This window comes from Amycolatopsis sp. NPDC051903, assembly GCF_044452505.1.
GTDB lineage: Bacteria > Actinomycetota > Actinomycetes > Mycobacteriales > Pseudonocardiaceae > Amycolatopsis.
This window is the reverse complement of the sequence record NZ_JBITBT010000027.1, coordinates 106,303-128,173: the sequence shown is the minus strand read 5'-3', so window position 1 is coordinate 128,173 and position 21,871 is coordinate 106,303. Positions and strand designations below refer to the sequence as shown.

Sequence of the window (21,871 nt, the reverse complement as noted above, 5' to 3'; positions counted from 1 at the left end):
AAGGTGATCCAGACCGTCGTTACCATCATCGGCTTCGGGGTGCAGGACGAGTCCCCAGCGCAACGTCGCGCCCCCAGGCGCGACGAGCCGCCCGCACGAAACCGCACCTCACCGACTCCCCCAACCCCAGGTGCGGCGGTACCCGGCGCCGGCCGTGGTCACCGCCCACCCGGAGCACGCGCCGGCGTTCGCCCCGCCAGTCCTCAGTGGACACTCACGCCGGGTAGGCCCGCACGGCCCGCGCCTCGGCCAGCGACCGGGCCCACCACTCCAGCTGGTCGAGCAGCTTCTTCGCCGCCTGCCCGGTGCCGTCCGGATCCACCGGCGCACCGGACGGGTCGAACCGGCCGTGGGCGCCGTGGAAGCTCACGGTGTCGCGGATGGTCACGGCGTGCAGCTCGGCGAAGACCGGCCGCAGGTGCTCCACCGCTCGCAGCCCGCCGGAAAGCCCGCCGTACGCGACGAAAGCGACCGGCTTCGCCTGCCACTCCGCGCGGAACCAGTCGACGGCGTTCTTCAGCGAAGCGGGGTAGCTGTGGTTGTACTCGGGGGTGATCACCACGAACGCGTCGGCCGCCGCCAGCCGGGCGGCGAGCTGCCGGACCTCCGGCCCGGGTTCGGTGCCGAAGGCCGGGAAGACCAGCGGCAGCGGCAGGTCGGCGACGTCGACCACGTCCACCTCGAACCCGCCGTGCGTGGTGGCTTCGCCGGTGAACCAGCGAGCGACGGTGGGCGCGAACCGTCCTTCCCGGACACTGCCGACGATCACGGCGACCCGGACGGGAGCTGACGACACGGTTGTTCTCCTCGAAGTTCCCGGCGGGACGGGGTGTCCCGCTCGGGAACCGAGTCTCGAACTTCAAGCTCCCTTGAAGTCAAGCTATCCTCGCGGCATGGCGAAGACGGAGCTGCCCGAGCTGACCGTGGGCGAGCTGGCGCGCCGCAGCGGCGTGCCGGCGTCGGCCTTGCGGTTCTACGAGGACGAGAACCTCATCCGGAGCCGGCGCACGGCGGGCAACCAGCGCCGCTACCGGCGCGACACGTTGCGCCGCGTCACGTTCATCCGGATGTCGCAGCGGGTGGGCATGCCGCTGTCGCAGATCCGCGAGGTCCTCGGCCTGCTGCCCGACGACCGCACCCCCACCCGCACCGATTGGGCGCGCATCTCGCACTGCTGGCGCGAGGACCTCGACGAGCGCATCCGCCGGCTGGAGCAGCTGCGCGACCAGCTCACCGACTGCATCGGCTGCGGCTGCATGTCGCTCACGAAGTGCCGGCTCGCGAACCCCGGCGACCACCTGGGCCGGCGGGGACCCGGGCCGCAACGGCTGCCGGACCACCGCGAGGACGGGTACGAGGACTGAAACCCGGCGTCAGCCGAGCAGCCCGCGCACGTAGGCGGCCTGCCCGGCGTGCTGGAGGTCGTCGGAGAGCACGCTGATCAGGCGCACCCCGAGCGTCACGGGCGGGTCCCAGCCCTCGTCGACGACGCGGTCGAGCGCCGAGCCCCCGAGGTCGCCGACCCACGCGACGGTGTGCTCGTGCACGGCGTCGTAGTAGCCGGTGAGCAGTTTCGGGTCGTCGACCTGCACGGCCGCGACGTCCGCGCTGCTGTGCGCGTAGCCGGTGTCGGCGGGCGCGAACGGCAGGCCGAAGCGGCGGTGCCAGTCGTGCGCGGTCCAGATCTGCTCGGTGCCCGCGACGTCGGCCACGTGGTCGTCCTGCACGCGGGTGAGGTGCCAGACCAGCCAGGCGATCGAGTTGGCGTCCGGCCCCGGGCGGGCCGTGAGCTGGTCGCCGGTGAGGCCGTCGACCGACTGGTGCACGACCTCTTGGATCCGGCCGAAGCCGTCGACGAGCAGATCGGCCACGTTCATCCGTTGTCCTCCTCGGGTTGTCTCTGCCTGCTACCCCGATCATGCCGCACGCAAACCGCCGGGGAGCCGTCCGTTCCCGTTCGTCCCCGCGGCGGTAAGGCCGCGAGAATCCGACAATCCGGCCGCCAGAACGCCGCGGAAGCCACACTGACGAGGGCGTTTCGACTGTCCATACAGGACTAGTCCACTTCGGACCCGGCGGACGCGAGCGCCACGCGGGTGGGCGGCTTTGGGCCGAGTGGCCGTGCTCGTACCGCCGGATGAGGTACCGTTTTCGGTGAGCAGTGTGAAACCCGGCGGACGGGAGGACACCGTGCGGATCGATTCCGGCGCGCTCCGCGCCGTGCTCGGGTTCGACACCATCGCGGGCGTGCCCATCCCCGCGTGGGCGGGCACGCTGCTCACCGTGGCGTGCATCGTCGCCGCGCTCGCGGTGCTGCTGCTGATCGTGCGCAACTGGCGGCGCTGAGTTCAGGCGAGGGAGTTGCCGACCTCGATGAGGTTCCGGTCGGGATCGCGGAAGCAGACGCTCAGGATGGGGCCGGTGGCGCCGGTGCGTTCGACCGGCCTCTCCTCGATCGGCACCCCCGCCGCGCGCAGCTGCGCGACCACGTCGTCGAGCGGGTCTTCGGCGATGAAGCACAAGTCGGCGCTGCCCGGTGTGGGGTGCAGCGCCTGGGGTTCGAACTCGTGGCCGGCCTCGTGGAGGTTGATCTTGCTGCGCCCGAACGCCAGCGCGGTGCGCCCGCCCTTGAACGTCACCTCGGTCATGCCCAGCACCCGCGTGGAGAAGTCCACGGCGGCGCCGACGTCGGCGACGGTGCGCACGAGGCGGTCGATGCGCATCGGCGTCCTTCCGGGGTCAGGCGCGGGTGAAGCGGGTGGTGATCACGTGGTCCTTCGTCGGGCCGGCGACGGCCCACTCCTGGAGCCAGTGGTCGGCGTCGAGCAGCCGGTACTCACCGCGGTAGAGGTCGTCGCGGCACGGGTGGTCGGTGCTCCAGCGGCCGGTGGTGAGGTCGACGTCGTGGAAGAACCCGCCGTGGTCGAAGTGCACGGCGGCGCGGGCGCCGTCGGGGTGGTAGAGCAGCGTGCGGGTGACGGGGCCGGTGTAGCCGGGCAGGTGCAGCTCGCCCGTCTCGTGGTAGACGAGCGCGCCGTCGCCCGGGGTGAAGGTGACCGTGCCGCTGACCCGGCCCATCGGCTCGCCGTCAGTGGCGACGATGTCGCGCGAGAACCGCCAGGTGCCGGTGAAGTGTGCGGCGAGGTCGGTGATCGCGAAGTCCACCCCGCCATTCTGCGCCCGCGGGTCCGCCGCCACGCACCGGCGGGGCGGGGATCACACCCCGTTACACCGGCGGCACGAGCGGGACACCCGTGCCGGAAACGCGCCGAGGCGCCCGGGGTGGCCCCGCGGTGTCGGCCCCGCGGCCTAGACTCGGCCGGGTGGCTCACCCCGACTCCGACCGGCGTTCCCCCGCTCTCGAAACCCTGCACCGCGTGTTCGGCTACGACGCGTTCCGCGGCGACCAGGCGGAGATCGTCGAGCACGTGATCTCCGGCGGCGACGCGCTCGTGCTCATGCCCACCGGTGGCGGCAAGTCGCTGTGTTACCAGATCCCGTCCCTCGTGCGGCCCGGGGTCGGCGTGGTGATCTCGCCGCTGATCGCCCTGATGCAGGACCAGGTCGACGCGTTGCGCAACGTCGGCGTGCGCGCGGGGTTCCTGAACTCCACGCAGGACTTCGGCGAGCGCCAGCGCGTGGAGGAGGCGTTCGTCGCGGGCGAGCTCGACCTGCTGTACCTGGCGCCGGAACGGCTTTCGGTCGAGTCGACCGTGCGGCTGCTCGACCGCGGGAAGATCGCGCTGTTCGCGATCGACGAGGCGCACTGCGTGTCGCAGTGGGGTCACGACTTCCGGCCCGATTACCTCATGCTGTCGTCGCTGCACGAGCGCTGGCCCGACGTGCCGCGCATCGCGCTGACCGCCACGGCCACGGAGGCGACGCACAAGGAGATCTCGGCGCGGCTGGGGCTCGGCGAGGCGCGCCACTTCGTCGCGAGCTTCGACCGGCCGAACATCCAGTACCGCATCGTGCCGAAGAATTCACCGCAGAAGCAGCTGCTGGAGCTGCTGCGCACCGAGCACAAGGGCGACGCGGGGATCGTGTACTGCCTCTCGCGCGCGTCGGTGGAGAAGACGGCGGAGTTCCTGGTGCAGAACGGGATCACCGCGCTGCCGTACCACGCGGGGCTCGACAAGCGCACCCGTGCGCAGAACCAGGCGCGGTTCCTGCGCGAGGACGGGCTGGTCGTGGTGGCCACCATCGCGTTCGGCATGGGCATCGACAAGCCGGACGTGCGGTTCGTCGCGCACCTCGACCTGCCGAAGTCCGTGGAGGGCTACTACCAGGAAACGGGCCGCGCGGGCCGCGACGGCCTGCCGTCCACGGCGTGGCTGGCTTACGGGCTGCAAGACGTGATGCAGCAACGCAAGATGATCGAAAACGGCGAGGGCGACGACGCCCACCGGCGCCGGCAGGCCTCGCACCTCAACGCCATGCTGGCACTGTGCGAGACCGTCGAGTGCCGCCGCACGCAGATCCTCGCCTACTTCGGCCAGACCGGACAGCCCTGCGGCAACTGCGACACGTGCCTCGCCCCGCCCGAAAGCTGGGACGGCACCGTCCCCGCCCAGAAGCTGCTGTCCACCGTCGTGCGCCTGCGCAACGAGCGCCGCCAGAAGTTCGGCGCCGGCCAGATCGTCGACATCCTCCTCGGCAAGACGACGCCCAAGGTCACCCAGTTCCAGCACGACACGCTCAAGACCTTCGGCATCGGCACCGAACTGCGCGACCAGGAGTGGCGCGCCGTCGTCCGCCAGCTCCTGGCCCAGAACCTCCTCGCCGTCGAAGGCGACTACGGCTCGCTCGTCCTGACCGAAGGCAGCACCTCCGTCCTCAACGGCTCCCGCCAGGTCTCCCTCCGCCGCGAGCCGGAGCGCCCCGCCCGCGCCGCCCGCACCTCGCGCCGCAACACCGCCACCGCCCCGGTTGAGCTTCCCGCCGAGGCTGCGCCGGTGTTCGAACGCCTGCGCACTTGGCGTGCGACCACGGCGAAGGCTCAGGGGGTGCCGGCGTATGTGATTTTCCACGATGCGACGCTGCGGCAGATCGCGGCTGAGCAGCCGACTTCGCTGGATCAGCTGGGGACGGTCAACGGCGTTGGTGAGGCGAAGTTGGCGAAGTACGGGGAAGAGGTGTTGGCGGCTTTGGTGGAGGATTGAGGGGGCGGTGATGGTCGGCTCGGGGTTTGAGGCGGTGTCGGTCGGTGGTTCTCGACGCGGCCGGCGCTTGAACCGAACCGCCGTGTCGGGTTGCTGACCCCTGCGGCTACGACTGGCGGCCAGGCGCCCCGTGGTTCACACGATCGCACTTCGCCACGAAAGCCAGCCGTCGACCGAGCCGCCGCGCCGACCTACCAACCGCCACGGACACGGTGACGAGACTTGCACCCAGACTCCGCCCTGCACCTCGATCCGAAGCCTTCACGCGGTCTGAATCACCTTGTCAAGGTACGCTTTCCAGCCTTGACAAGGTGATTCAGACCGTCGTTACCATCATCGGCTTCGGGGTGCAGGGCGAGTCCCGGGCGCAAGGTCGCGCGCTAGCGCGACGAGCCGTCCTGCGGTTGAGTAAGTCGCCGAACGGAGGAACGCCCACGACTCGTTGCGCTGGCGCGCAACATCGTCGGGCGTAGGTTGCGAGAGGCACCCCGATCTTTGAGTGTCACCACGGTCTGAACCACGTGTCAAGGCGGGAAAGAGTACCTTGACACGTGGTTCAGACCGCGGAGAAGGCGGGGATCGAGGTGCAGGGCCAGGCCTGGGTGCGCTTCAGATTCCGTAGATCGGTTTCTGCGGGTAAACGTTCCCGGGGGTCGCGTAGATCGGCCCTGTCGGTGCATGCATGCCACGCGGCAACTTCGTAGGTCAGGTGCCGTTGGTGAATCGCGCGCAGGAATCTTGTAGAAGAGGTGCGGTGGGCAAATACCTCTCCGTCACCGTGGAATCTTGCCGTCTGCACGGCGAATGTGCCCGAGCAGCGTCGCGATCAGCGGTGACAAAATGCCCGACCAGCACGCACGGGGAGCGCCGCGAGCGTCTGCCCACAGCGAAACCGCAGATGAGCCGAGGAACTACCCGCAATCCCCCGCCCACCTGCTTCCGACCAAAACCTCAGCTCGCCGGGTTCGGATTCGTGTTCGGGTTCGCGTTCGGCTTCGGTTTGGTCACCTCGGCGACCTTCTTCGTGGCGCCGTCGATGTGTGAGTGGTACTTGCCCTTGGTCTTCTCGTCGACGAAGCGGCCGGCTTTGCCGACCATGTCGTTGACCTTCTCGGGGTTCTTTTTCGCATAGGCCCTCGCCGCGCCGGCGGCGGCAGCCAGCACCGCCAGCCGCTTGATGAACGCCATGAGTCCTCCCACGTCTCGCCCGTTTATCCCTCAACGCGCCACGGAGTACCCGGAGTTCCCCCGAGGCGAACATCGCCGGCGCGCGGGTGGGGAAATCGGCGCGACCGGCCGGGGGAAAGCGGGCATCATCAGCCCCATGCGCGACCTCGCCGCCCTGCCGAAAGCACACCTGCACGTGCACCTCGAAAGCACCATCCGCCCCGCCACGCTGCGCGACCTCGCGGACACCAACGAGGTTCCCTATCCCCCGAGCCCCGGGAAGTTCAGCGGGTTCCGGGACTTCGCCGACCACAACTCGCTCGTTCGCGCGTGTCTGCAGACGTCCGATGACTTCGAGCGCGTTGCGCGCGAGTTCTGCGAGGACGAAGCCGCCCAGGGGACGCGGTACGTCGAGGTCACGTTCACCGCCGCGGCGCACGGGGAGCGGCTCGGGGACCTCGAACTGCCGCTCACCTCCGTCCTCAAAGGACTGAGGCAGGGGCCGCCGGAGCTCGAGTGGCGGGTGCTGCTCGACCACTCGCGCCGCAAGCCGCTCGAACGGGCCGAACGCACGCTGCGGCTCGCGCTCGAGCACGAAGAGGTGATCGGCCTCGGGATGGCGGGTGAGGAGCGGCACTCACTCGCCCCGTTCGCCACGATCTTCGAGCGGGCGCGGGACGCGGGCCTGCACCTCGTGCACCACGCCGGCGAAGACGCAGGGCCGGCCAGCATCCGCGAAGCGCTCGGCCTCGGCCGCACCGAGCGGCTCGGGCACGGCATCCGCGTCCTCGAAGACCCCGCCCTCGTGGCGGAAGTGCGTGACCGCGGCATCGCGCTCGAGGTCTGCCCGACCTCCAACGTCACCCTCGGCCTGGTGCCCACCATGGCCGAGCACCCGCTCCCCCGGCTCGTCGACGCCGGCCTCGCCGTCACGCTCAACACCGATGTCCCCTCGGCCACGCGCACCACGCTCACCGACGAATTCGCCACGGCTCGCGCGACGTTCGGCTACGACGACACCACGCTCGCCGCCCTGGCGACCAACGCCGTCACCGCCTCCTTCGCGCCGGAAGCCACGAAAACCGCGCTGCGAAGGGAAATCGCCGACTGGCTCACGAAGGGAGCAAGCGGGTGACGAGCGTGCCCAGCTGCTGCACGTTGCGGCATTCGTGCATCGGCACCAAATCGGCGTACGCGAGCGCAGCCGAGTCGCCCGTGGACCACAGGGCGCGGCGCTCCGGGTTGAGCCAGTAGACGTGCCGCGCGCGGTCGCGGATCGCGCGGACCGCGTCGAGGTTCGGGTCGCCGCCGTTCGTGCGCGCGTCGCCGAGGACGAGCACGGACGTGCGCGGGCCGACGGCGTCCAGCCACTTCTCCCTGAACTGCCGCAGTGCGCCGCCGTAGTCGCTGTGCCCGTCCCAGCGCACCACGGCCGCCTCCTCCAGGATGCGGGCGCCGAGGCGCTCCGGATCGGCCGCGCCGCTGGTGACGAGGTGCGTGACCTCGTCGGTGCTGTCCACGAACGCGAACACGCGCACCTTGCTGAACTGGTCGCGCAGCGCCTGCACCAGCAGCATCGTGAAGTTCGCGAAGCCGGCGACAGAACCCGACAGGTCGCACAGCAGCACGATCTCCGGGCGCGACGGGCGCCGGTGCCGGAACGCCGGGCGCACCGGCACGCCGCCCGTCGACAGGGAGCGCCGCAGCGTGCGCCGCAGGTCGATCTGGCCGCGCGTGGTGCGTTTGCGCCGCGCCGCCAGCCGCGTCGCGAGCTTGCGCGACAGCGGCTGCACGGTCCGGCGCAGCTCGGCGAGCTGCGCCCGGCTGGCGATGAGGAAGTCCACGCGGTCGGCGGCCGGCGCGATGGCGTGCCGGGCGACGCGGTCGCGGCCCCGCACCTCGGCCGCGCGCCGGCGGGCCTCTGTGCGCACCCGGCCGCGGAAGCTCTCGACGCGGCGGCGGACCTCGTCGCGGGTGAGCCGGTCGGTGAACTCCTCGCCGCCACCGCCGGCGCGGATGGCCGCCAGCACACGCACGATCAGCGTCTGCGGCTGCAGCCGGTCGAGCGTCTGGTGCGCGGAGAACCCGCCGCCGGGACCGGAGCCCGAGCCGTACTCGCCGAGCATCTCCACGGCGATCCCCGCCAGCTGCGCCAGCGCCTGCTCGTCACCGGCGGCCAGCGCCTCGGCCAGTGCTTCGCGCAGCTCCTCGGCGTCGCGCGGCCGGTCCTCGCGCGCGAGCTCCGGCACCCCCACCCCGGCCGGGAAGTACAGGTCGAACGCCGCGTCGAACACCGCCCGCTGCCCGCCGCGCCGCACCAGCGCGGCCGCGAGCCCTTCGCGCACCAGCTCGCGGTCGTCGAAGCCGAGGACCTCCAGCGCGGCCGCCGCGTCGACGGTCTCGCTCGGCCCGGCCGGCACGCCCTGCTCCCGCAGCGCCTGCACGAACGCCGTGAGCCGCTCGGTGACGCCGCCGGGCGCGGTCACGACGCGTCCAGCACCTGGTCGAGCTTGAGGCCAGCGCCGGCCTTCGCGATGTCGTCCTGGTGCTTGAGCACCACGCCGAGGCTCTCGCGCACGACCCGCTCGTCGAGCGTGCCGGCGCCGAGTTCGAGCAGCGTGCGCGCCCAGTCGATGGTCTCCGCGACCGACGGCAGCTTCCGCAGGTCCATCGCCCGCAGTGCGGCGATCACGCGCACCACCGAGTCCGCCAGCGCCGCGTCGATGCCCGGCACGCGCAGCCGCACGATCTCGCGTTCGAGCTCCTGGTCGGGGAAGTCGATGTGCAGGAACAGGCAGCGCCGCCGCAGCGCCTCGGACAGCTCTCGCGTGGCGTTGGACGTGAGCACCACGAACGGCTCGCGCGTCGCCGTGATCGTGCCCAGCTCGGGAACGGTGACCTGGAAGTCGCCGAGCACCTCCAGCAGCAGGCCTTCGACCTCGACGTCGGCCTTGTCGGTCTCGTCGACCAGCAGCACTGTGGACTCGGTGCCCGAAATGGCCTGCAGCAGCGGGCGGCGCAGCAGGAACTCCTCGCCGAAGATGTCGGTGCGCGCCTCCTCCCACGTCTCGTCGCGGCCGGCGGTGATGCGCAGCAGCTGCTTCGCGTGGTTCCACTCGTACAGCGCGCGGGCTTCGTCGATGCCCTCGTAACACTGCAGGCGCACGAGCCGCGAACCGCTGACCTCGGCCACCGCCTTGGACAGCTCCGTCTTCCCCACACCGGCCGGACCCTCGACGAGCAGCGGCTTGCCGAGCCGGTCGGCGAGGAACACGGTGGTCGCGACAGCCGTCGACGCGAGGTACCCGACCTCGGCCAGCTTCGCCGACACGTCGTCGACGGACGAGAAGAACCCGGTGCCCACGTGACCTCCTAAGCGGATGCTCACCTCGCACTGTACTGGCCGGGTGTCACTCCGTCTCCACGATCCGGGCGAGGATCCGGTTGAGCTCGGCCACCGTCTCCTCCCCGAGCCGCTCCGCCAGCCGGCGCTCGACGTCGCGGATCGCGCCGAACGCGACCTCCAGCGCCTCGACACCTCGGTCGGTGAAGAGGATCAGCTTGGCACGGCGGTCGGCCGGGTCGGGCTCGCGCCGCAGGTAGCCGAGCCGCTCCAGGTCGTCGACCAGCTCCCCCATGGCCTGCGGTGTCATCGCGGCCTTCTCGGCCAGCCGCGTGAGCCGGATGCCGGCGGGCTCCAGGTGGATGAACACGGTGGCGTGGGCGGCGCGCGTGCGCGGGTCGTGGGCGCGGGTCGCCGCGTTGATGCCGGCCGCGAGCCGCAGGTACGCGTGGTGCAGTGCGGCGGCGGTGTTGCGCTCGGGCAGCGGCGGCAGGGGCTTGTCGGACACCGGTTCTCCTCCTACTCTTCAGGAGGCATGATATTCAGGTATCCTGATCATCCTCGGGAGGGGCCGTGGACGACGCAAGGATCTGGCAGCTCGTGGACGTCGAGCGGCGGACGCTCGCCGACCAGCTGGCGCAGCTGCCCGCGCCGAGGTGGGACGAACCGTCGCTGTGCGCCGGGTGGCGGATTCGCGACGTCGTCGCCCACCTCGCACTCGCGGCGTCGTTCAGCTTCGGCACAGTGGTGTCCGAATTGGTCCGCGCCGGCGGCGGAGTCGACCGGATGATCCGCGACTCCGCGATCCGCCGCGCGGACCAGCCGCCCGGGGATCTCGTCGCCGCCCTGCGCGCGACCGTCGGATCCCGGCGGCGCCCGGTCGGCACGAACGCGGCGGATCGGCTGCTCGACACCGCGATCCACGGCCAGGACATCGCCCTCGCCCTGGGCCTGGCACGGCCGGTGCCGACGGAGGCCGCCGTCGGGGCGCTGGAGCGCGTGTGGGAGCGCAACTACCCGTTCCACGCGCGGCGCCGGCTCGCGGGACTGCGGCTGGTCGCGACCGACGCCGACTGGGCGGGCGGTGAGGGCGCGCTCGTCGAAGGACCGGTCACCGCGCTGATGATGCTGGCGGCGGGCCGGCACGCGACCGTGCCGCAGTTGCGCGGCGAGGGAGCCACCCGGCTCGGCGCGAGCTAGCATCTGCCTACGTGACCTACGTTGCGGCATCCGGCCGATACGACTCGATCCCCTACCGGCGCTGCGGGCGCAGCGGGCTGAAGCTGCCCGCGATCTCCCTGGGCCTGTGGCACAACTTCGGCGACGACCGCCCGCTGCAGGTGCAGCGCGAGATCCTGCGGCGCGCCTTCGACCTCGGCATCACGCACTTCGACCTGGCCAACAACTACGGCCCGCCCTACGGCTCGGCCGAGTCCAACTTCGGCCGGGTGCTCGCGACGGACTTCAAGCCGTATCGCAACGAGCTGGTGATCTCGACGAAGGCCGGCTGGGACATGTGGCCGGGCCCCTACGGTGAGTGGGGTTCGCGCAAGTACCTGCTCGCGTCGCTCGACGACTCGCTCGCGCGCCTGGGTCTGGATTACGTCGACATCTTCTACTCGCACCGGTTCGACCCGGAGACGCCGCTCGAGGAGACCGTCGGCGCTCTCGACCGCGCCGTGCGCTCGGGCAAGGCGCTCTACGTCGGCATCTCGTCGTACAACTCGGAGCGCACCGCCGAGGCCGCGCGCCTGCTGCGCGAGCTGGGCACGCCGCTGCTGATCCACCAGCCGTCGTACTCGATGCTCAACCGCTGGACCGAGGACGACCACCTGCTCGACACGCTCGAGGAGGCCGGTGCCGGCTGCATCGCGTTCTCGCCGCTCGCCCAGGGCCTGCTCACCGACCGCTACCTGAACGGCGTGCCCGAGGACTCCCGCGCTGCGCAGGGCAAGTCGCTGGACCCGAACTCGATCACCGACGACCGCCTCGCGAAGGTGCGCGCCCTCGGCGAGGTCGCCGCGCGCCGCGGCCAGTCGCTCGCCCAGCTCGCCCTCGCCTGGGCCCTGCGCGACCCGCGCATGACGTCGCTCGTGATCGGCGCGAGCAGCGTCAAGCAGCTGGAGACCAACGTCGCGGCGCTGGACAACGTCGAGTTCACGGCCGAGGAGCTCGCCGAGATCGACCGCTACGCGACCGAATCGGCGATCAACCTGTGGAAGCAGTCCAGCGACGGCTGACTTTCCCGTAATAGCTGAGAACGCAGCGGCCGGTGGCGCACCCGCGTCACCGGCCGCTCGTTTTACCCGCCACGGGTTTCATCGACCACTGTGGACAGTGTTCTCCCGCCCGCCGACCGAGCGCGGCGCCGGGAGGTGCGCGGTCTCCGGGAACAGGTGCAGCGCCCGCAGCGCCGCGCCGAGCTCCGCGATGTCCGCGGGGTTCGTGAGCGACCGCCCGAGCTCCTCGGTGATGCGGCGCAGGCGGTGGCGGATCGTGTTGGGGTGGCAGAACATCCGTTCCGACGTGAGCTTCGTGGAACCCTGGCAGTCGAACCACGCGCGCAGCGTCAGGAGCAGCACGTTCCGGTCGTCGCCCGGCAGGTCGAGGATCGGGCGCAGCACGTGGTGGGCCAGCTGCACCGACGCTTCCGGCGCGCTCGCCACGAGGCCCGCGAGCGGCGACTCCGTGAACTGCACGAGCCCGGTCGCTCCCGGCGCCATGCTGGACAGCGCCACGCGAGCGAAGTGCAGCGCCCGCGCGGTGTTGCCCAGGCCCGAGAACACCGGGCTCATCCCGACGCGCCCCACCGGGTTCTCGCGCAGCAGGTCGACGATCACCTTGCTCGCCGAGGGATCCCGCAGCGACACGACGCCCACCTGCAGGTCCGGGGTGAGCCGCCACGCGGACGCGTGCTGGGCTTCGCGCAGGCGCTGCTCGATCTTCGGCAGCGGCTCGTGGCCCAGGCGCGGGGTTTCGGCGGCGACGACCACGAACGTGCCGTCGAGGGAAAGTTCCAGCACGCGCGCGATGTCCCACAGCGTGCCCTCCGTGGCGGCGCCGCCGGCGAACAGCGCCTCCACGAGCGCGGAGCGGCGGTTCTGGTGCGCCACCACGACTTCCGCCGCCGTGTCGCGATAGGACAGGGTCAGGGCCTCGGCGTAGTCGTCCACCAGCGCCCACACGGCCGACGTCGCCGCGACCAGCCCGGCGAGGTCCTGGTTCTCACCGCGCGCGGTCAGCAGCACGAACCGGTGCCACACCTCGGTGAGCCCGATCCGGTACGCCCGCAGCACCTCCGGCAGCGGCGCACCCTGCAACGCGCGCGCCCGGCCCGTCGCGCGGGCCTGCGAGAGGTCGGGCATCCGCTCGCCGCGCAGCGTGCGCATCACGTAGTCGAGGTTGGCGCGCACCGAGTTGCGAAGCTCGGCGTGCGTGACGAACCGCTGCTCGCGGTACACCGGCATCTGCTCGAGGATCTGCCGGGTCGTGCTCTCGATCAGCTCCGGCAAAGCGGGTTCGACCTCGGCCGCGAGCGCCGAGACCACGGGTGCGAGCCCGTCACTCAGAACAGTCCGGTAGTGCATCGACGCCCTCCAGGCCGAGGCGAGGGGCGCTCGCACGCCCCTCGCCCGTGACCGTACGGGGACTCGCCGTTGAGCCCTCGGGAAGGTCATCTAACACGACACCCGCTCACTCGGCCGGGTGAACTTGTGACAGTTACCGCGTATGCGGACATTCACCTGTAGAACGTCCCGCATCCGCGGGTCACATCTTGGCGGCGGCCGACTTGATCGCCTCGCGGATGCGGAAGTACGAACCGCAGCGGCACACGTTCTCGATCGCGTCGATGTCGGCGTCGGTCGGGTTCTTGGTCTTCTTCAGCAGCGCGACAGCGGCCATGATCTGGCCGGGCTGGCAGTAGCCGCACTGCGCGACGTCCTGCTCCAGCCACGCTTCCTGCACGGGGTGCAGGTCGTCGCCGTCCGCGAGGCCTTCGATCGTGGTGACCTCGCGGCCCGCGCACTCCGACACCGGCACGACGCACGGGTTCACCGCCTCGCCGTCGAGGTGGCTCGTGCAGGCCTTGCAGACGTTGATGCCGCAGCCGTACTTGAGGCCGCGCACCTTCAGCTTGTCCCGCAGCGCCCACAGCAGCGGCAGGTCGGCGGGCGCGTCGACGGTGACGGTCTTCCCGTTCACCACGAAGGTGTAGTTGGGCATGCGAGAACTCCTTGGTGTGGTGGGGAGATCAGCGGGGGAACGGGTCGAAGTCGACCGGGAAGTTGATCGGGAAGCTGCGCGGCTTGGTGCCCGTGGCCCGCGCGTACGCATTGGCGATCGCCCCCACCGGCGCGGGCAGGCCGAGCTCGCCGGCACCGCCGATGTCGCTGCCGTCGGCCGGTATCACGTGCACGGTCACGTCCGGCGGCGAGTTCTTCTGCCGCGCGTAGTGGAACTGCGAGTAGCTGCCCTCCAGCGGCAGGCCGTTGTCGATGTGCAGGCCCGCGGTGAGCGTGGTCGAGATGGCGTCGGTGAGCCCGCCGAGCATCTGCGACTGGATCCCGCGCGGGTTCACCGGCTTGCCGACGTCGACGGCGATCGTCGCCTTCGTGACCCGCGGGTGCTTCCGGTCGCGCGCGTCCATCTCGACCAGGCACGCCGTGTAGGACTTGTACTCGCCGTGCACCGCGATGCCCTGGGCGAAGCCCTTCGGCATCTTCTTGCCCCACTGGCCGAGCTCGGCGACCTTGTCCAGCACCGCCTTCTGCCGCGGCTCCTTGATGAACTCGCGGCGGAACTCCAGCGGGTCCTTGCCGAGCTTCGCCGCGATCTCGTCGACCATGATCTCTTCCGCGCCCCGCGTGTTCGCCGAGTACACCGAGCGCCACGCCGAGGTGTGGAACTTGAGCGGCACTTCGTTGAGCAGCTGCGTGGTGACCCCGAAGTTGTAGGGCGACTTCACCGTCAGCAGGAACACCGTCTGCGCGAAGCTCAAGTTGCCGCCCACGGGCAGCTTCGCCGCGAACGCGGTGAGGATCTCGCCCAGGCCGTGGGCCCAGTCGGTCTCGACGCTGGCCACGCGGTGCTCGAACGTGAGCACCTGCCCGAGCGCGAACGTCGCGCGGATCTTGTGGTGGCTCGCGGCGCGGGCGCGGCCGTGGCGCATGTCGTCGATGCGGCTCCACATGAGCCGCACGGGCTTCTTCATCGCCTTGGAGATGTGCGCGGCCTCCAACGCGGCGTCGAAGAACAGCCGGCGCCCGAACGAGCCGCCGCCCTGGATCACGTGCACGGTGACCTTGTTCTCCGGCAGCCCCAGCTCTTGGGCGATGGTCTGCTTCGCGACGATCGGCGACTTCAGCCCCGCCCAGATGGTGGCGCTGTCCTCGCGGACGTCGGCGACCGCCGAGTTGGACTCCATGGGCGCGTGGCTGACGAACGCGAAGTCGAACTCGCCGTCCACGTGCTGCGTCAGCAGCGGCGGCACCGCGAACGGCAGCGCCGCGCCCTGCAGCTTCTTCTTGATCGTCTCGTTGTTCTCGCCGTCGACCGTGCCGGCGTTCCACGTGACGTCGAGCGCGTTCTTGCCGTCGAGCGCCTGGCCGAACGTCTCGGCCATCACCGCGACGCCGGTCGGGACCACGGCGAGGTCGATGATGCCGGGCATCGCGCGGACGGCGGCCTCGTTGTTGACCTTCTTCACGGTGCCGTTGATCGTCGGCGGGCGCCGCACCATCACGGGCATCGCGCCCGGGATGTCGAGGTCGAGGGTGTAGACCTGCTTGCCGGTGACCATCGCGCGTGCGTCCTTGCGCGAGGTCGGGGTGCCCACCAGCGTGTGCGCGGTCTCGGCCTTCGGCTGCACGGCCGAGACCGGCAGGTCGGCCCGCGCGGCCGGGCCGGCGAGCACACCGTAGGACGCCTTGCGCCCATCGGGGGCGTGCACGAGACCGTCGCGAGTGGACAGCCGCGAACCGGGCACGTTCCACCGGGCGCTCGCGGCGGACACCATGCGGGCGCGGGCCGTGGCGGCGGCCGCGCGGACGGGGTCATAGAGCGAGCGCAGCGTGTTCGAGCCGCCGGTCAGCTGGTTGAACAGCAGCTCGGAACGGGCGTCGGACAGCACGACTTCGACCTTGTCCAGCGGCAGGTCCAGCTCCTCGGCGACGAGCATGGCGGTGGCCGTGGTGATGCCCTGGCCCACCTCGCAGCGCGGCAGTTGCAGCCGCACGCGCCCGTCGGTGGTCACCTCGAGCACCAGCATGCCCTGCGTCGGGGCGCACGAGAGCGTGAGCACGTCGCCGAGGTCGAGGATCTCCGCGGGCTGCGGCAGCGTCGGCACGACAGCCTCGGCCTCGGCCGGCACGAGCGTGTCGAACGACAGCTTCGCGGCGACCGTGAGCGTCGGCGCGGCGACGAGGTAGGTGAGGAAACGACGGCGGCCGACCCGCCCCTCGTCGTCCGGCGCGTCGGTGTCTGTGGTGGGACTGGCCATGGGGAATCCCTTCGGGGCAGGTTTGGCGCGTCACGGTATGGACACGACAGAACGGGCGCAACGCGCAGTAGTCGTGTCGAACGATGTCTGTGACGAGGTGACAGCAAGCCGGGTCCGAATGTGTGCCGGGACACAGCCGGGGCTGGTCGGATCGGGGGTTCGTCCTCGCCCGGGCGGCGGAACGCGGGGTGCGCCGTCCGCGTGGCTCCCGGGGTTCCGGCGCACACCCCGTATCGTTTCCGGAACGCCCTGCCGCTGGTCACCGGACGGGTGAAAAGAAGGTTTCCTGCCGAAGGGCCCGGGAAGCCGGATACCTTGGCAGGACGAACCTCGGGACGAGAAGGAGCGGGCGGCACGTGGGGACTCCGCAGGTCGGCACGCCGGCCGGGATGCGCAGGATCAACCAGCGGGCGGTGCTCGACCTGCTGCGGCGTGGCGGAGCGGCGACGCGGCCGCAGGTCGCGAAGGACACCGGGCTGTCCAAGCCGACCGTGAGCCAGGCGCTGCTGGCGCTGGAGGCCGCGGGCCTCGCGCGGGCGACCGGGCACACGTCCACCGGCACCGGCCGTTCCGCCGTGCTCTACGAAGCCGACCCCACCGCCGGGTACGTCCTCGGCGTGGACATCGGGCGCGAGCACCTGCGCGGCGCCGTGTCCGACCTCGGCCGCACGATGGTCGCCCGCCGCGACGCGCGCAACACGGCCCGCTCCGGCAGCGCGCTCGTCGCCGCCGTCGGCAAGCTGGCGAGCGAGCTCGTGACCGAGGCCGGGCTGACCGACGCCGACATCGTGGTGCGCGTGCTCGGCTCCCCCGGCGTCGCCGACCCCGTGAAGCGCTGTTTCCGGCACGCGCCGAACCTGCCGGGCTGGGGCCGGCCGGGCCTGCTGGACGACCTGGAAGCCGCGCTGGGCCCCGACCTCGTGGTGGAGAACGACGCGAACCTCACCGCCGTCGGCGAGTGGGAGAGCGGCGCCGCGCGCGGCGCGTCCGTGGTCGGCTGCATCATGATCGGCACCGGCATCGGCATGGGCCTGATGGTCGACGGCCGGGTCTTCCGCGGCGCCACCGGCGCGGCCGGCGAGATCGGCTACCTCCCCTACGGGCGCACGCAATCGGGCGGCGAGGTCCCGGCCCGCGGCCACCTCGAAGAGGCCACGGCAGCCCAATCGGTCGTCCGCGGCGCCCGCGAACTCGGCCTCGGCACGGCGAAGTCCGCCCGCGAGGTCTTCCGCCTGGCCCGCGAGGGCGATGAACTGGCCCAGCGCGCCGTGCAGACCGAAGCCGACCGCCTCGCCTACACGGTCGCCTCGGTCGCCGCCGTGGTCGACCCCGAGCTCATCGTCCTCGGCGGCGGCATCGGCACGGCCGCCGACCTCCTGCTCGACCCCATCGACCGCGCACTGCGCTCCTTCACCCCGCTCGTCCCGACCGTCGTCCAGGGCGAACTCGGCGACGACGGCGTCCTGACGGGGGCGATGAGCGTGGGGCTGCGGGCCGCGGAGGGGCTGGTGTTCGAACGGCGGGTCGGCGGCGCCTGACCCTTACCGCGGTCCCGCCGCGAGCCGGGACGCTTCGGCGAGCTCGGCCAGGTGGTGCAGCGAGTTGACGAGGTGGTCAGGGGGGAACGGCGGGAAGTTGATACCGCGGTCGCGGATGAACTGCGGTACCGCCGACCAGTCGTAGGAAAGCGTGACCTCCGTGCCGGCCGGACCGAGCGGCGTGAGGTCGTAACGCCAGGTCCAGCCGCCGAACTCCAGCTCACCGTCGTCCTTCTCCTGCCCCGTGAACCAGCCGATGGCGCGCGGCGGTTCGAGCACCTGAACCTTGTTGACCACCCGGTAGCCCTCGCCGTAGTACATGTCCATCCGGAACAGCTGCCCCACCTCGGTCAGCACCGTCCGGTCGACGGGTTGCCGGACCCAGCCGGTGCCGTCGATCGCGGAGTGGGTCGCCGGATCCGCCAGGATCGCGAAGACCACGGTGGCGGGCGCGGCGATCGTCAGGGTGGCGCTCACGTTCTCCTCGGCCATGATGGGCACACTCCTCGTCTGCTCGACTCGGGCTTCCTCCCGTGTGAAGCCCTGTGCACCCAGCCGACGAACGCGCCGGCGCCGGTTCGACACCTCGGCTGAACTTTCCCGCGCGCCGATCCCGTCGGCCGCAGTGGTCGGCGGGCGGCTCGGGTGGAATCATCGGTCGCTGTGAGCATCGAGGGCGACCGGAAGTTGATCGACCCCGAACGCGTGGCCGCGGCGATCGCCGGGCTGGGCGATCGGGCGGTGATCGACGAGTGGGCGGGGCGGTTCGCGGTGGTCGCCGATCCGTCGCGGCTGGCGTTGCTCGTGTCCATCCACTACGCGCGGGAAATCAGCGTCACGGACCTCGCGGCGGCCACGGGCATGACCGACACCGCGGTTTCCCAGGCGCTGCGGCTGTTGCGCGCCCACGGTCTGGTGACCGCGCACCGCGACGGCCGGGTGGTGCGTTACCGGCTCGCCGACGCCACCGTGCACGAGCTCATCCACCGCGTGCGCCCCCACCCGGCGGGTGCCGCGGCGGAGGACCCGGACCGGTAGGTTTGCCACCATGATCGGACTGCCGGACACCATCACCGCCTGTCTGTTCGACCTCGACGGCGTGCTGACCGGAACGGCCGTGCTCCACCGCGAGGCGTGGAAACGGACGTTCGACGAGTTTCTCCGCAGCCGGGACGGCGAATCGTTCCGCGAGTTCACCGACCACGACTACGCGGCCTACGTGGACGGCCGCCCGCGCGCCGACGGCGTGCGTGAATTCCTCCGCTCCCGCGAAATTCAGCTGCCGGAAGGAAAGCCGGACGACGGGGTGGCCGAGCCCACCGTCAACGGCATCGGCAACCGCAAGAACGAACTGGTCCTCAAGATCATCGACGAACGCGGCGTGAACCCCTACCCCGGCTCCGTGCGCTACCTCGAAGCGGCGAAGGCGGCCGGGCTGCGCATCGCCGTGGTCACGTCTTCGGCCAACGGCGCCAAGGTCCTCGCCGCGGCGGACCTCACGAAGTTCGTCGAGGCGCGCGTCGACGGGATCGTGATCCGCCGCGACCACCTCAACGGCAAGCCCGCACCCGACTCGTTCCTGGCGGGCGCGAAGGCGCTCGCCGTCGACCCGGCGCACGCGGCCGTGTTCGAGGACGCGTTGTCCGGCGTGCAGGCCGGGCACGCCGGGAACTTCGGGTACGTGGTGGGTGTCAACCGCGCCGACCAGGCCGACGAACTGCGAGCTCACGGCGCCGACGTCGTGGTCGACGACCTCGCCGAACTGCTGGAGAAGGAATGACCGAGACGGGTTTCGGCTACGAGTGCTCGCCGTGGGAGCTGCGGTGGCGCGGCCTCGACGTCGACGCGCTGCAGCGCACGGAGTCGGCGTTCGCGCTGTCCAACGGCCACATCGGACTCCGCGGCACGCTCGAGGAGGCCGAACCTCGCGGGCTGCCCGGCACGTACCTCAACGGCTTCTACGAGCAGCACGAACTGCCCTACGCCGAAGGCGGCTACGGCTACCCCGAGGAGGGGCAGACGGTCGTCAACGTGACCGACGGCAAGGTGCTGCGCCTGCTCGTCGAGGACGAACCGCTCGACATGCGCTACGGCACCGCCAACGAGCACGACCGCGTGCTCGACTTCCGCAGCGGCACCCTGCGCCGCTCCACCGAATGGTCCTCCCCCACCGGCCGCCGCGTGCGCGTGAAGACCGAACGGCTCGTGTCGTTCACCCAGCGCGCCATCGCGGCGATCCGCTACGAGGTCGAGCCGCTCGACGAGGACCTGCAGCTCGTGGTCCAGTCCGACCTGCTGGCCAACGAGCCGATCGAGTCCGACACGCGTGACCCGCGGGTCGCCGCGGCGCTCGACACGCCGCTGGTGTCGCAGTTCCACCGGGCGGCCAACTACCAGGCCGTGCTGGTGCACCAGACCCGCAACTCGGGCCTGCGCATGGCCGCCGCGATGGACCACAAGATCGAGGTCGACGACGGCATCCGCACCCGCATCCACTCCGAGGACGACCTCGCGCGCCTGACCGTCGCGGTCGACGTGCCGAAGGGCGGCCGGCTGCGGATCACGAAGTTCCTCGCCTACGGCTGGTCCGCCCAGCGGTCCGTGCCCGCGCTGCGCGCGCAGGTCGAGGCGGCGCTGGCCGGCGCGCGCCAGACGGGCTGGAAGGGCCTGATCGCCGAGCAGCGCCAGTACCTCGACGACTTCTGGGCCACTTCGGACATCGAGATCGACGGCGACCCCGAACTGCAGCAGGCCGTGCGGTTCGCGCTGTTCCACCTGCTGCAGGCCGGTGCCCGCGGCGAGCAGCGCGCGATCGCCGGCAAGGGCCTCACCGGCCCCGGGTACGACGGGCACGCCTTCTGGGACACGGAAACCTTCGTGCTGCCGGTGCTCACGTACACGATCCCCGGTGCCGCAAGGGATGCGCTGAGCTGGCGGCACTCCACAATGGACAAGGCCAAGGAACGCGCGAAGCAGCTGGGCCTGCGCGGCGCGGCGTTCCCGTGGCGGTCCATCACCGGCGCCGAGTGCTCGGCCTACTGGCCGGCGGGCACGGCGGCGTTCCACGTGAGCGCCGACATCTCCGACGCCGTGCTGCGCTACGTCAACGCGACCGGCGACGACGAGTTCGAAGGCGGCTGCGGCGCCGACCTGCTGGTGGAAACGGCGCGGTTGTGGGCTTCGCTCGGGCACTTCGACCGCCACGGGCACTTCCGCATCGACGGGGTGACCGGTCCGGACGAATACTCGGCGGTGGCGGACAACAACGTCTACACCAACCTGATGGCGCGGCGGAACCTGCTCGCCGCGGCGCAGGTGTGCGAGAAGTTCCCGGACGTGATCCAGCGGCTGGAGGTCGACGTCGCCGAGCTCGACAGCTGGCGCGCGGCGGCCGACGCGATGTTCCTGCCCTACAACCAGGAACTCGGCGTGCACCCGCAGTCGGAGGGTTTCCTCGAGCACGACGAGTGGGACTACAAGGGCACCGATCCCGCGTTCTACCCGCTGCTGCTGAACTACCCGTACTTCGACCTGTACCGCAAGCAGGTCGTGAAGCAGGCGGACCTCGTGCTGGCCCTGCACCTGTGCGGCGACTCGTTCAGCCCCGAGGAGAAGGCCCGCGACTTCGCCTACTACGAGGCCCGGACGGTGCGCGACTCGTCGCTCTCGGCCGGCACGCAGGCCGTGATCGCGGCGGAGGTCGGGCACCTGGACCTCGCCTACGACTACCTGGCCGAAGCCGCGATGACGGACCTGCACGACGTGCACAACAACGTCCGCAACGGCCTGCACATGGCCTCGCTCGCCGGCGCCTGGCAGGGCACCGTCGCCGGGTTCGGCGGCCTGCGCGACCACAGCAGCCAGTTGTCCTTCGCCCCGCGGCTGCCCCGGCAGCTCGGCGGCATCACGTTCCGCCTGGCGTTCCGCGGCACGCGGTTCCAGGTCGCCGTCCGCCACGGCGAGGCCACCTACCACGTGCTCGAGGGCGCACCGCTGCAACTCGTCCACCACGGCGAGCGCTTCACGGTCACGAAAGAGCCCGTGACGCTTCCCATCCCGGACATCGACGCGGGCGAACCGCCGGTGCAGCCCCACGGCCGCGCCCCGCAGCGCCGCGATTCCTCGCGCGTGCGGGAGTTCGTGACGCCGCAGGAGTGACCCG

The 21,871-nt window shown here is 71.2% G+C and carries 22 protein-coding genes; 10 read left to right on the top strand and 12 right to left on the bottom strand.

Features of this window, described 5'->3' with window-relative positions:
• Window positions 1-214: 214 nt before the first annotated feature.
• Window positions 215-796 (bottom strand): NADPH-dependent FMN reductase, encoded by a 582-nt coding sequence (locus ACIA77_RS37685; protein WP_395890883.1) that lies wholly within the window; start codon window positions 794-796, stop codon window positions 215-217.
• Between the two features lie 97 nt (window positions 797-893).
• On the opposite strand from ACIA77_RS37685, the gene soxR reads away from it, so the two are divergent.
• Window positions 894-1,364 carry a redox-sensitive transcriptional activator SoxR gene (soxR, locus tag ACIA77_RS37680; protein ID WP_395890882.1) on the top strand — a complete coding sequence of 157 codons (471 nt, stop codon included), beginning with the start codon at window positions 894-896 and terminating at the stop codon, window positions 1,362-1,364.
• Between the two features lie 9 nt (window positions 1,365-1,373).
• Here the strand turns inward: soxR and ACIA77_RS37675 are convergent, their stop codons facing one another.
• A complete protein-coding gene (locus ACIA77_RS37675) occupies window positions 1,374-1,877 on the bottom strand; it encodes a DUF664 domain-containing protein (protein ID WP_395890881.1) in 504 nt (167 codons plus the stop codon).
• Between the two features lie 277 nt (window positions 1,878-2,154).
• On the opposite strand from ACIA77_RS37675, the gene ACIA77_RS37670 reads away from it, so the two are divergent.
• A complete protein-coding gene (locus ACIA77_RS37670) occupies window positions 2,155-2,346 on the top strand; it encodes a hypothetical protein (protein WP_395890880.1) in 192 nt (63 codons plus the stop codon).
• Window positions 2,347-2,348: 2 nt separating this feature from the next.
• Here ACIA77_RS37670 and ACIA77_RS37665 read toward each other — a convergent pair whose 3' ends face one another.
• Together ACIA77_RS37665 and ACIA77_RS37660 are read right to left on the bottom strand one after the other, a co-directional pair.
• Window positions 2,349-2,723, bottom strand: a complete 375-nt coding sequence (locus ACIA77_RS37665; RefSeq protein WP_395890879.1) for a VOC family protein — start codon at window positions 2,721-2,723, stop codon at window positions 2,349-2,351.
• Window positions 2,724-2,739: 16 nt separating this feature from the next.
• Complete coding sequence (locus tag ACIA77_RS37660) at window positions 2,740-3,165, bottom strand: DUF6314 family protein (RefSeq protein WP_395890878.1); 426 nt, start codon at window positions 3,163-3,165, stop codon at window positions 2,740-2,742.
• Window positions 3,166-3,323: 158 nt separating this feature from the next.
• Between ACIA77_RS37660 and recQ the strand changes: the two genes are divergently transcribed.
• Window positions 3,324-5,162: a DNA helicase RecQ gene (gene recQ, locus ACIA77_RS37655; RefSeq protein WP_395890877.1), complete on the top strand. Its 1,839-nt coding sequence runs from the start codon at window positions 3,324-3,326 to the stop codon at window positions 5,160-5,162.
• Between the two features lie 951 nt (window positions 5,163-6,113).
• On the opposite strand, the gene ACIA77_RS37650 is transcribed toward recQ, so the two are convergent.
• Window positions 6,114-6,350, bottom strand: a complete 237-nt coding sequence (locus ACIA77_RS37650; RefSeq protein WP_395890876.1) for an antitoxin — start codon at window positions 6,348-6,350, stop codon at window positions 6,114-6,116.
• A 136-nt stretch (window positions 6,351-6,486) separates the two neighbouring features.
• Here ACIA77_RS37650 and add point away from each other — a divergent pair, with 136 nt between their 5' ends.
• A complete protein-coding gene (gene add, locus ACIA77_RS37645) occupies window positions 6,487-7,464 on the top strand; it encodes an adenosine deaminase (protein ID WP_395890875.1) in 978 nt (325 codons plus the stop codon).
• Here the strand turns inward: add and ACIA77_RS37640 are convergent.
• Genes ACIA77_RS37640 through ACIA77_RS37630 form a run of 3 tightly spaced genes read right to left on the bottom strand, consistent with a single transcriptional unit; the run spans window position 7,442 to window position 10,180 of the window.
• Window positions 7,442-8,815, bottom strand: coding sequence for a VWA domain-containing protein (locus ACIA77_RS37640; RefSeq protein ID WP_395890874.1), 1,374 nt, complete (start codon window positions 8,813-8,815; stop codon window positions 7,442-7,444). The two genes, add and ACIA77_RS37640, sit on opposite strands and share 23 nt — an antisense overlap.
• On the bottom strand, window positions 8,812-9,693 hold the full coding sequence (locus ACIA77_RS37635; RefSeq protein WP_395890873.1) for an AAA family ATPase: 882 nt from the start codon (window positions 9,691-9,693) through the stop codon (window positions 8,812-8,814). Before ACIA77_RS37635 ends, ACIA77_RS37640 begins: the two co-directional genes overlap by 4 nt.
• A 46-nt stretch (window positions 9,694-9,739) precedes the next feature.
• Complete coding sequence (locus ACIA77_RS37630) at window positions 9,740-10,180, bottom strand: MarR family winged helix-turn-helix transcriptional regulator (protein WP_395890872.1); 441 nt, start codon at window positions 10,178-10,180, stop codon at window positions 9,740-9,742.
• A 65-nt stretch (window positions 10,181-10,245) separates the two neighbouring features.
• Here ACIA77_RS37630 and ACIA77_RS37625 point away from each other — a divergent pair, with 65 nt between their 5' ends.
• The gene (locus tag ACIA77_RS37625; protein WP_395890871.1) at window positions 10,246-10,872 is read left to right on the top strand and encodes a maleylpyruvate isomerase family mycothiol-dependent enzyme; all 627 of its coding nucleotides are present in this window, start codon (window positions 10,246-10,248) and stop codon (window positions 10,870-10,872) included.
• 11 nt (window positions 10,873-10,883) lie between these two features.
• Window positions 10,884-11,912: an L-glyceraldehyde 3-phosphate reductase gene (gene mgrA, locus ACIA77_RS37620; RefSeq protein WP_395890870.1), complete on the top strand. Its 1,029-nt coding sequence runs from the start codon at window positions 10,884-10,886 to the stop codon at window positions 11,910-11,912.
• Window positions 11,913-11,990: 78 nt separating this feature from the next.
• Here the strand turns inward: mgrA and ACIA77_RS37615 are convergent, their stop codons facing one another.
• The 3 genes from ACIA77_RS37615 to ACIA77_RS37605 all read right to left on the bottom strand — a co-directional run bounded on the left by ACIA77_RS37615 (window position 11,991) and on the right by ACIA77_RS37605 (window position 16,171).
• Window positions 11,991-13,259 (bottom strand): helix-turn-helix domain-containing protein, encoded by a 1,269-nt coding sequence (locus ACIA77_RS37615; protein ID WP_395890869.1) that lies wholly within the window; start codon window positions 13,257-13,259, stop codon window positions 11,991-11,993.
• A gap of 181 nt (window positions 13,260-13,440) precedes the next feature.
• Entirely contained in the window at window positions 13,441-13,896 is a 456-nt protein-coding gene (locus ACIA77_RS37610; RefSeq protein ID WP_395890868.1) for a (2Fe-2S)-binding protein, read from the bottom strand.
• A 28-nt stretch (window positions 13,897-13,924) separates the two neighbouring features.
• Window positions 13,925-16,171, bottom strand: coding sequence for a molybdopterin cofactor-binding domain-containing protein (locus tag ACIA77_RS37605; protein ID WP_395890867.1), 2,247 nt, complete (start codon window positions 16,169-16,171; stop codon window positions 13,925-13,927).
• Window positions 16,172-16,560: 389 nt separating this feature from the next.
• Between ACIA77_RS37605 and ACIA77_RS37600 the strand changes: the two genes are divergently transcribed.
• Window positions 16,561-17,709, top strand: a complete 1,149-nt coding sequence (locus ACIA77_RS37600; RefSeq protein ID WP_395890888.1) for an ROK family protein — start codon at window positions 16,561-16,563, stop codon at window positions 17,707-17,709.
• A 3-nt stretch (window positions 17,710-17,712) separates the two neighbouring features.
• On the opposite strand, the gene ACIA77_RS37595 is transcribed toward ACIA77_RS37600, so the two are convergent.
• Window positions 17,713-18,201 carry an SRPBCC family protein gene (locus tag ACIA77_RS37595; RefSeq protein ID WP_395890866.1) on the bottom strand — a complete coding sequence of 163 codons (489 nt, stop codon included), beginning with the start codon at window positions 18,199-18,201 and terminating at the stop codon, window positions 17,713-17,715.
• A gap of 177 nt (window positions 18,202-18,378) precedes the next feature.
• Here ACIA77_RS37595 and ACIA77_RS37590 point away from each other — a divergent pair, with 177 nt between their 5' ends.
• Genes ACIA77_RS37590 through ACIA77_RS37580 form a run of 3 tightly spaced genes read left to right on the top strand, consistent with a single transcriptional unit; the run spans window position 18,379 to window position 21,867 of the window.
• Window positions 18,379-18,747 carry an ArsR/SmtB family transcription factor gene (locus ACIA77_RS37590; RefSeq protein WP_395890887.1) on the top strand — a complete coding sequence of 123 codons (369 nt, stop codon included), beginning with the start codon at window positions 18,379-18,381 and terminating at the stop codon, window positions 18,745-18,747.
• A gap of 10 nt (window positions 18,748-18,757) precedes the next feature.
• Window positions 18,758-19,489 carry an HAD family hydrolase gene (locus tag ACIA77_RS37585; protein WP_395890865.1) on the top strand — a complete coding sequence of 244 codons (732 nt, stop codon included), beginning with the start codon at window positions 18,758-18,760 and terminating at the stop codon, window positions 19,487-19,489.
• Window positions 19,486-21,867 carry a glycoside hydrolase family 65 protein gene (locus ACIA77_RS37580; RefSeq protein WP_395890864.1) on the top strand — a complete coding sequence of 794 codons (2,382 nt, stop codon included), beginning with the start codon at window positions 19,486-19,488 and terminating at the stop codon, window positions 21,865-21,867. Before ACIA77_RS37585 ends, ACIA77_RS37580 begins: the two co-directional genes overlap by 4 nt.
• Window positions 21,868-21,871 lie beyond the last annotated feature (4 nt).

Excerpts from the sequence above, each read along its gene's own strand:
- soxR (WP_395890882.1), top strand. The coding sequence starts at position 894 with ATGGCGAAGACGGAGCTGCCCGAGCTGACCGTGGGCGAGCTGGCGCGC.
- ACIA77_RS37675 (WP_395890881.1), bottom strand. The coding sequence starts at position 1,877 with ATGAACGTGGCCGATCTGCTCGTCGACGGCTTCGGCCGGATCCAAGAG.
- ACIA77_RS37665 (WP_395890879.1), bottom strand. The coding sequence starts at position 2,723 with ATGCGCATCGACCGCCTCGTGCGCACCGTCGCCGACGTCGGCGCCGCC.
- ACIA77_RS37650 (WP_395890876.1), bottom strand. The coding sequence starts at position 6,350 with ATGGCGTTCATCAAGCGGCTGGCGGTGCTGGCTGCCGCCGCCGGCGCG.
- add (WP_395890875.1), top strand. The coding sequence starts at position 6,487 with ATGCGCGACCTCGCCGCCCTGCCGAAAGCACACCTGCACGTGCACCTC.
- ACIA77_RS37615 (WP_395890869.1), bottom strand. The coding sequence starts at position 13,259 with ATGCACTACCGGACTGTTCTGAGTGACGGGCTCGCACCCGTGGTCTCG.
- ACIA77_RS37610 (WP_395890868.1), bottom strand. The coding sequence starts at position 13,896 with ATGCCCAACTACACCTTCGTGGTGAACGGGAAGACCGTCACCGTCGAC.
- ACIA77_RS37605 (WP_395890867.1), bottom strand. The coding sequence starts at position 16,171 with ATGGCCAGTCCCACCACAGACACCGACGCGCCGGACGACGAGGGGCGG.
- ACIA77_RS37600 (WP_395890888.1), top strand. The coding sequence starts at position 16,561 with ATGCGCAGGATCAACCAGCGGGCGGTGCTCGACCTGCTGCGGCGTGGC.
- ACIA77_RS37595 (WP_395890866.1), bottom strand. The coding sequence starts at position 18,201 with ATGGCCGAGGAGAACGTGAGCGCCACCCTGACGATCGCCGCGCCCGCC.
- ACIA77_RS37585 (WP_395890865.1), top strand. The coding sequence starts at position 18,758 with ATGATCGGACTGCCGGACACCATCACCGCCTGTCTGTTCGACCTCGAC.
- ACIA77_RS37580 (WP_395890864.1), top strand. The coding sequence starts at position 19,486 with ATGACCGAGACGGGTTTCGGCTACGAGTGCTCGCCGTGGGAGCTGCGG.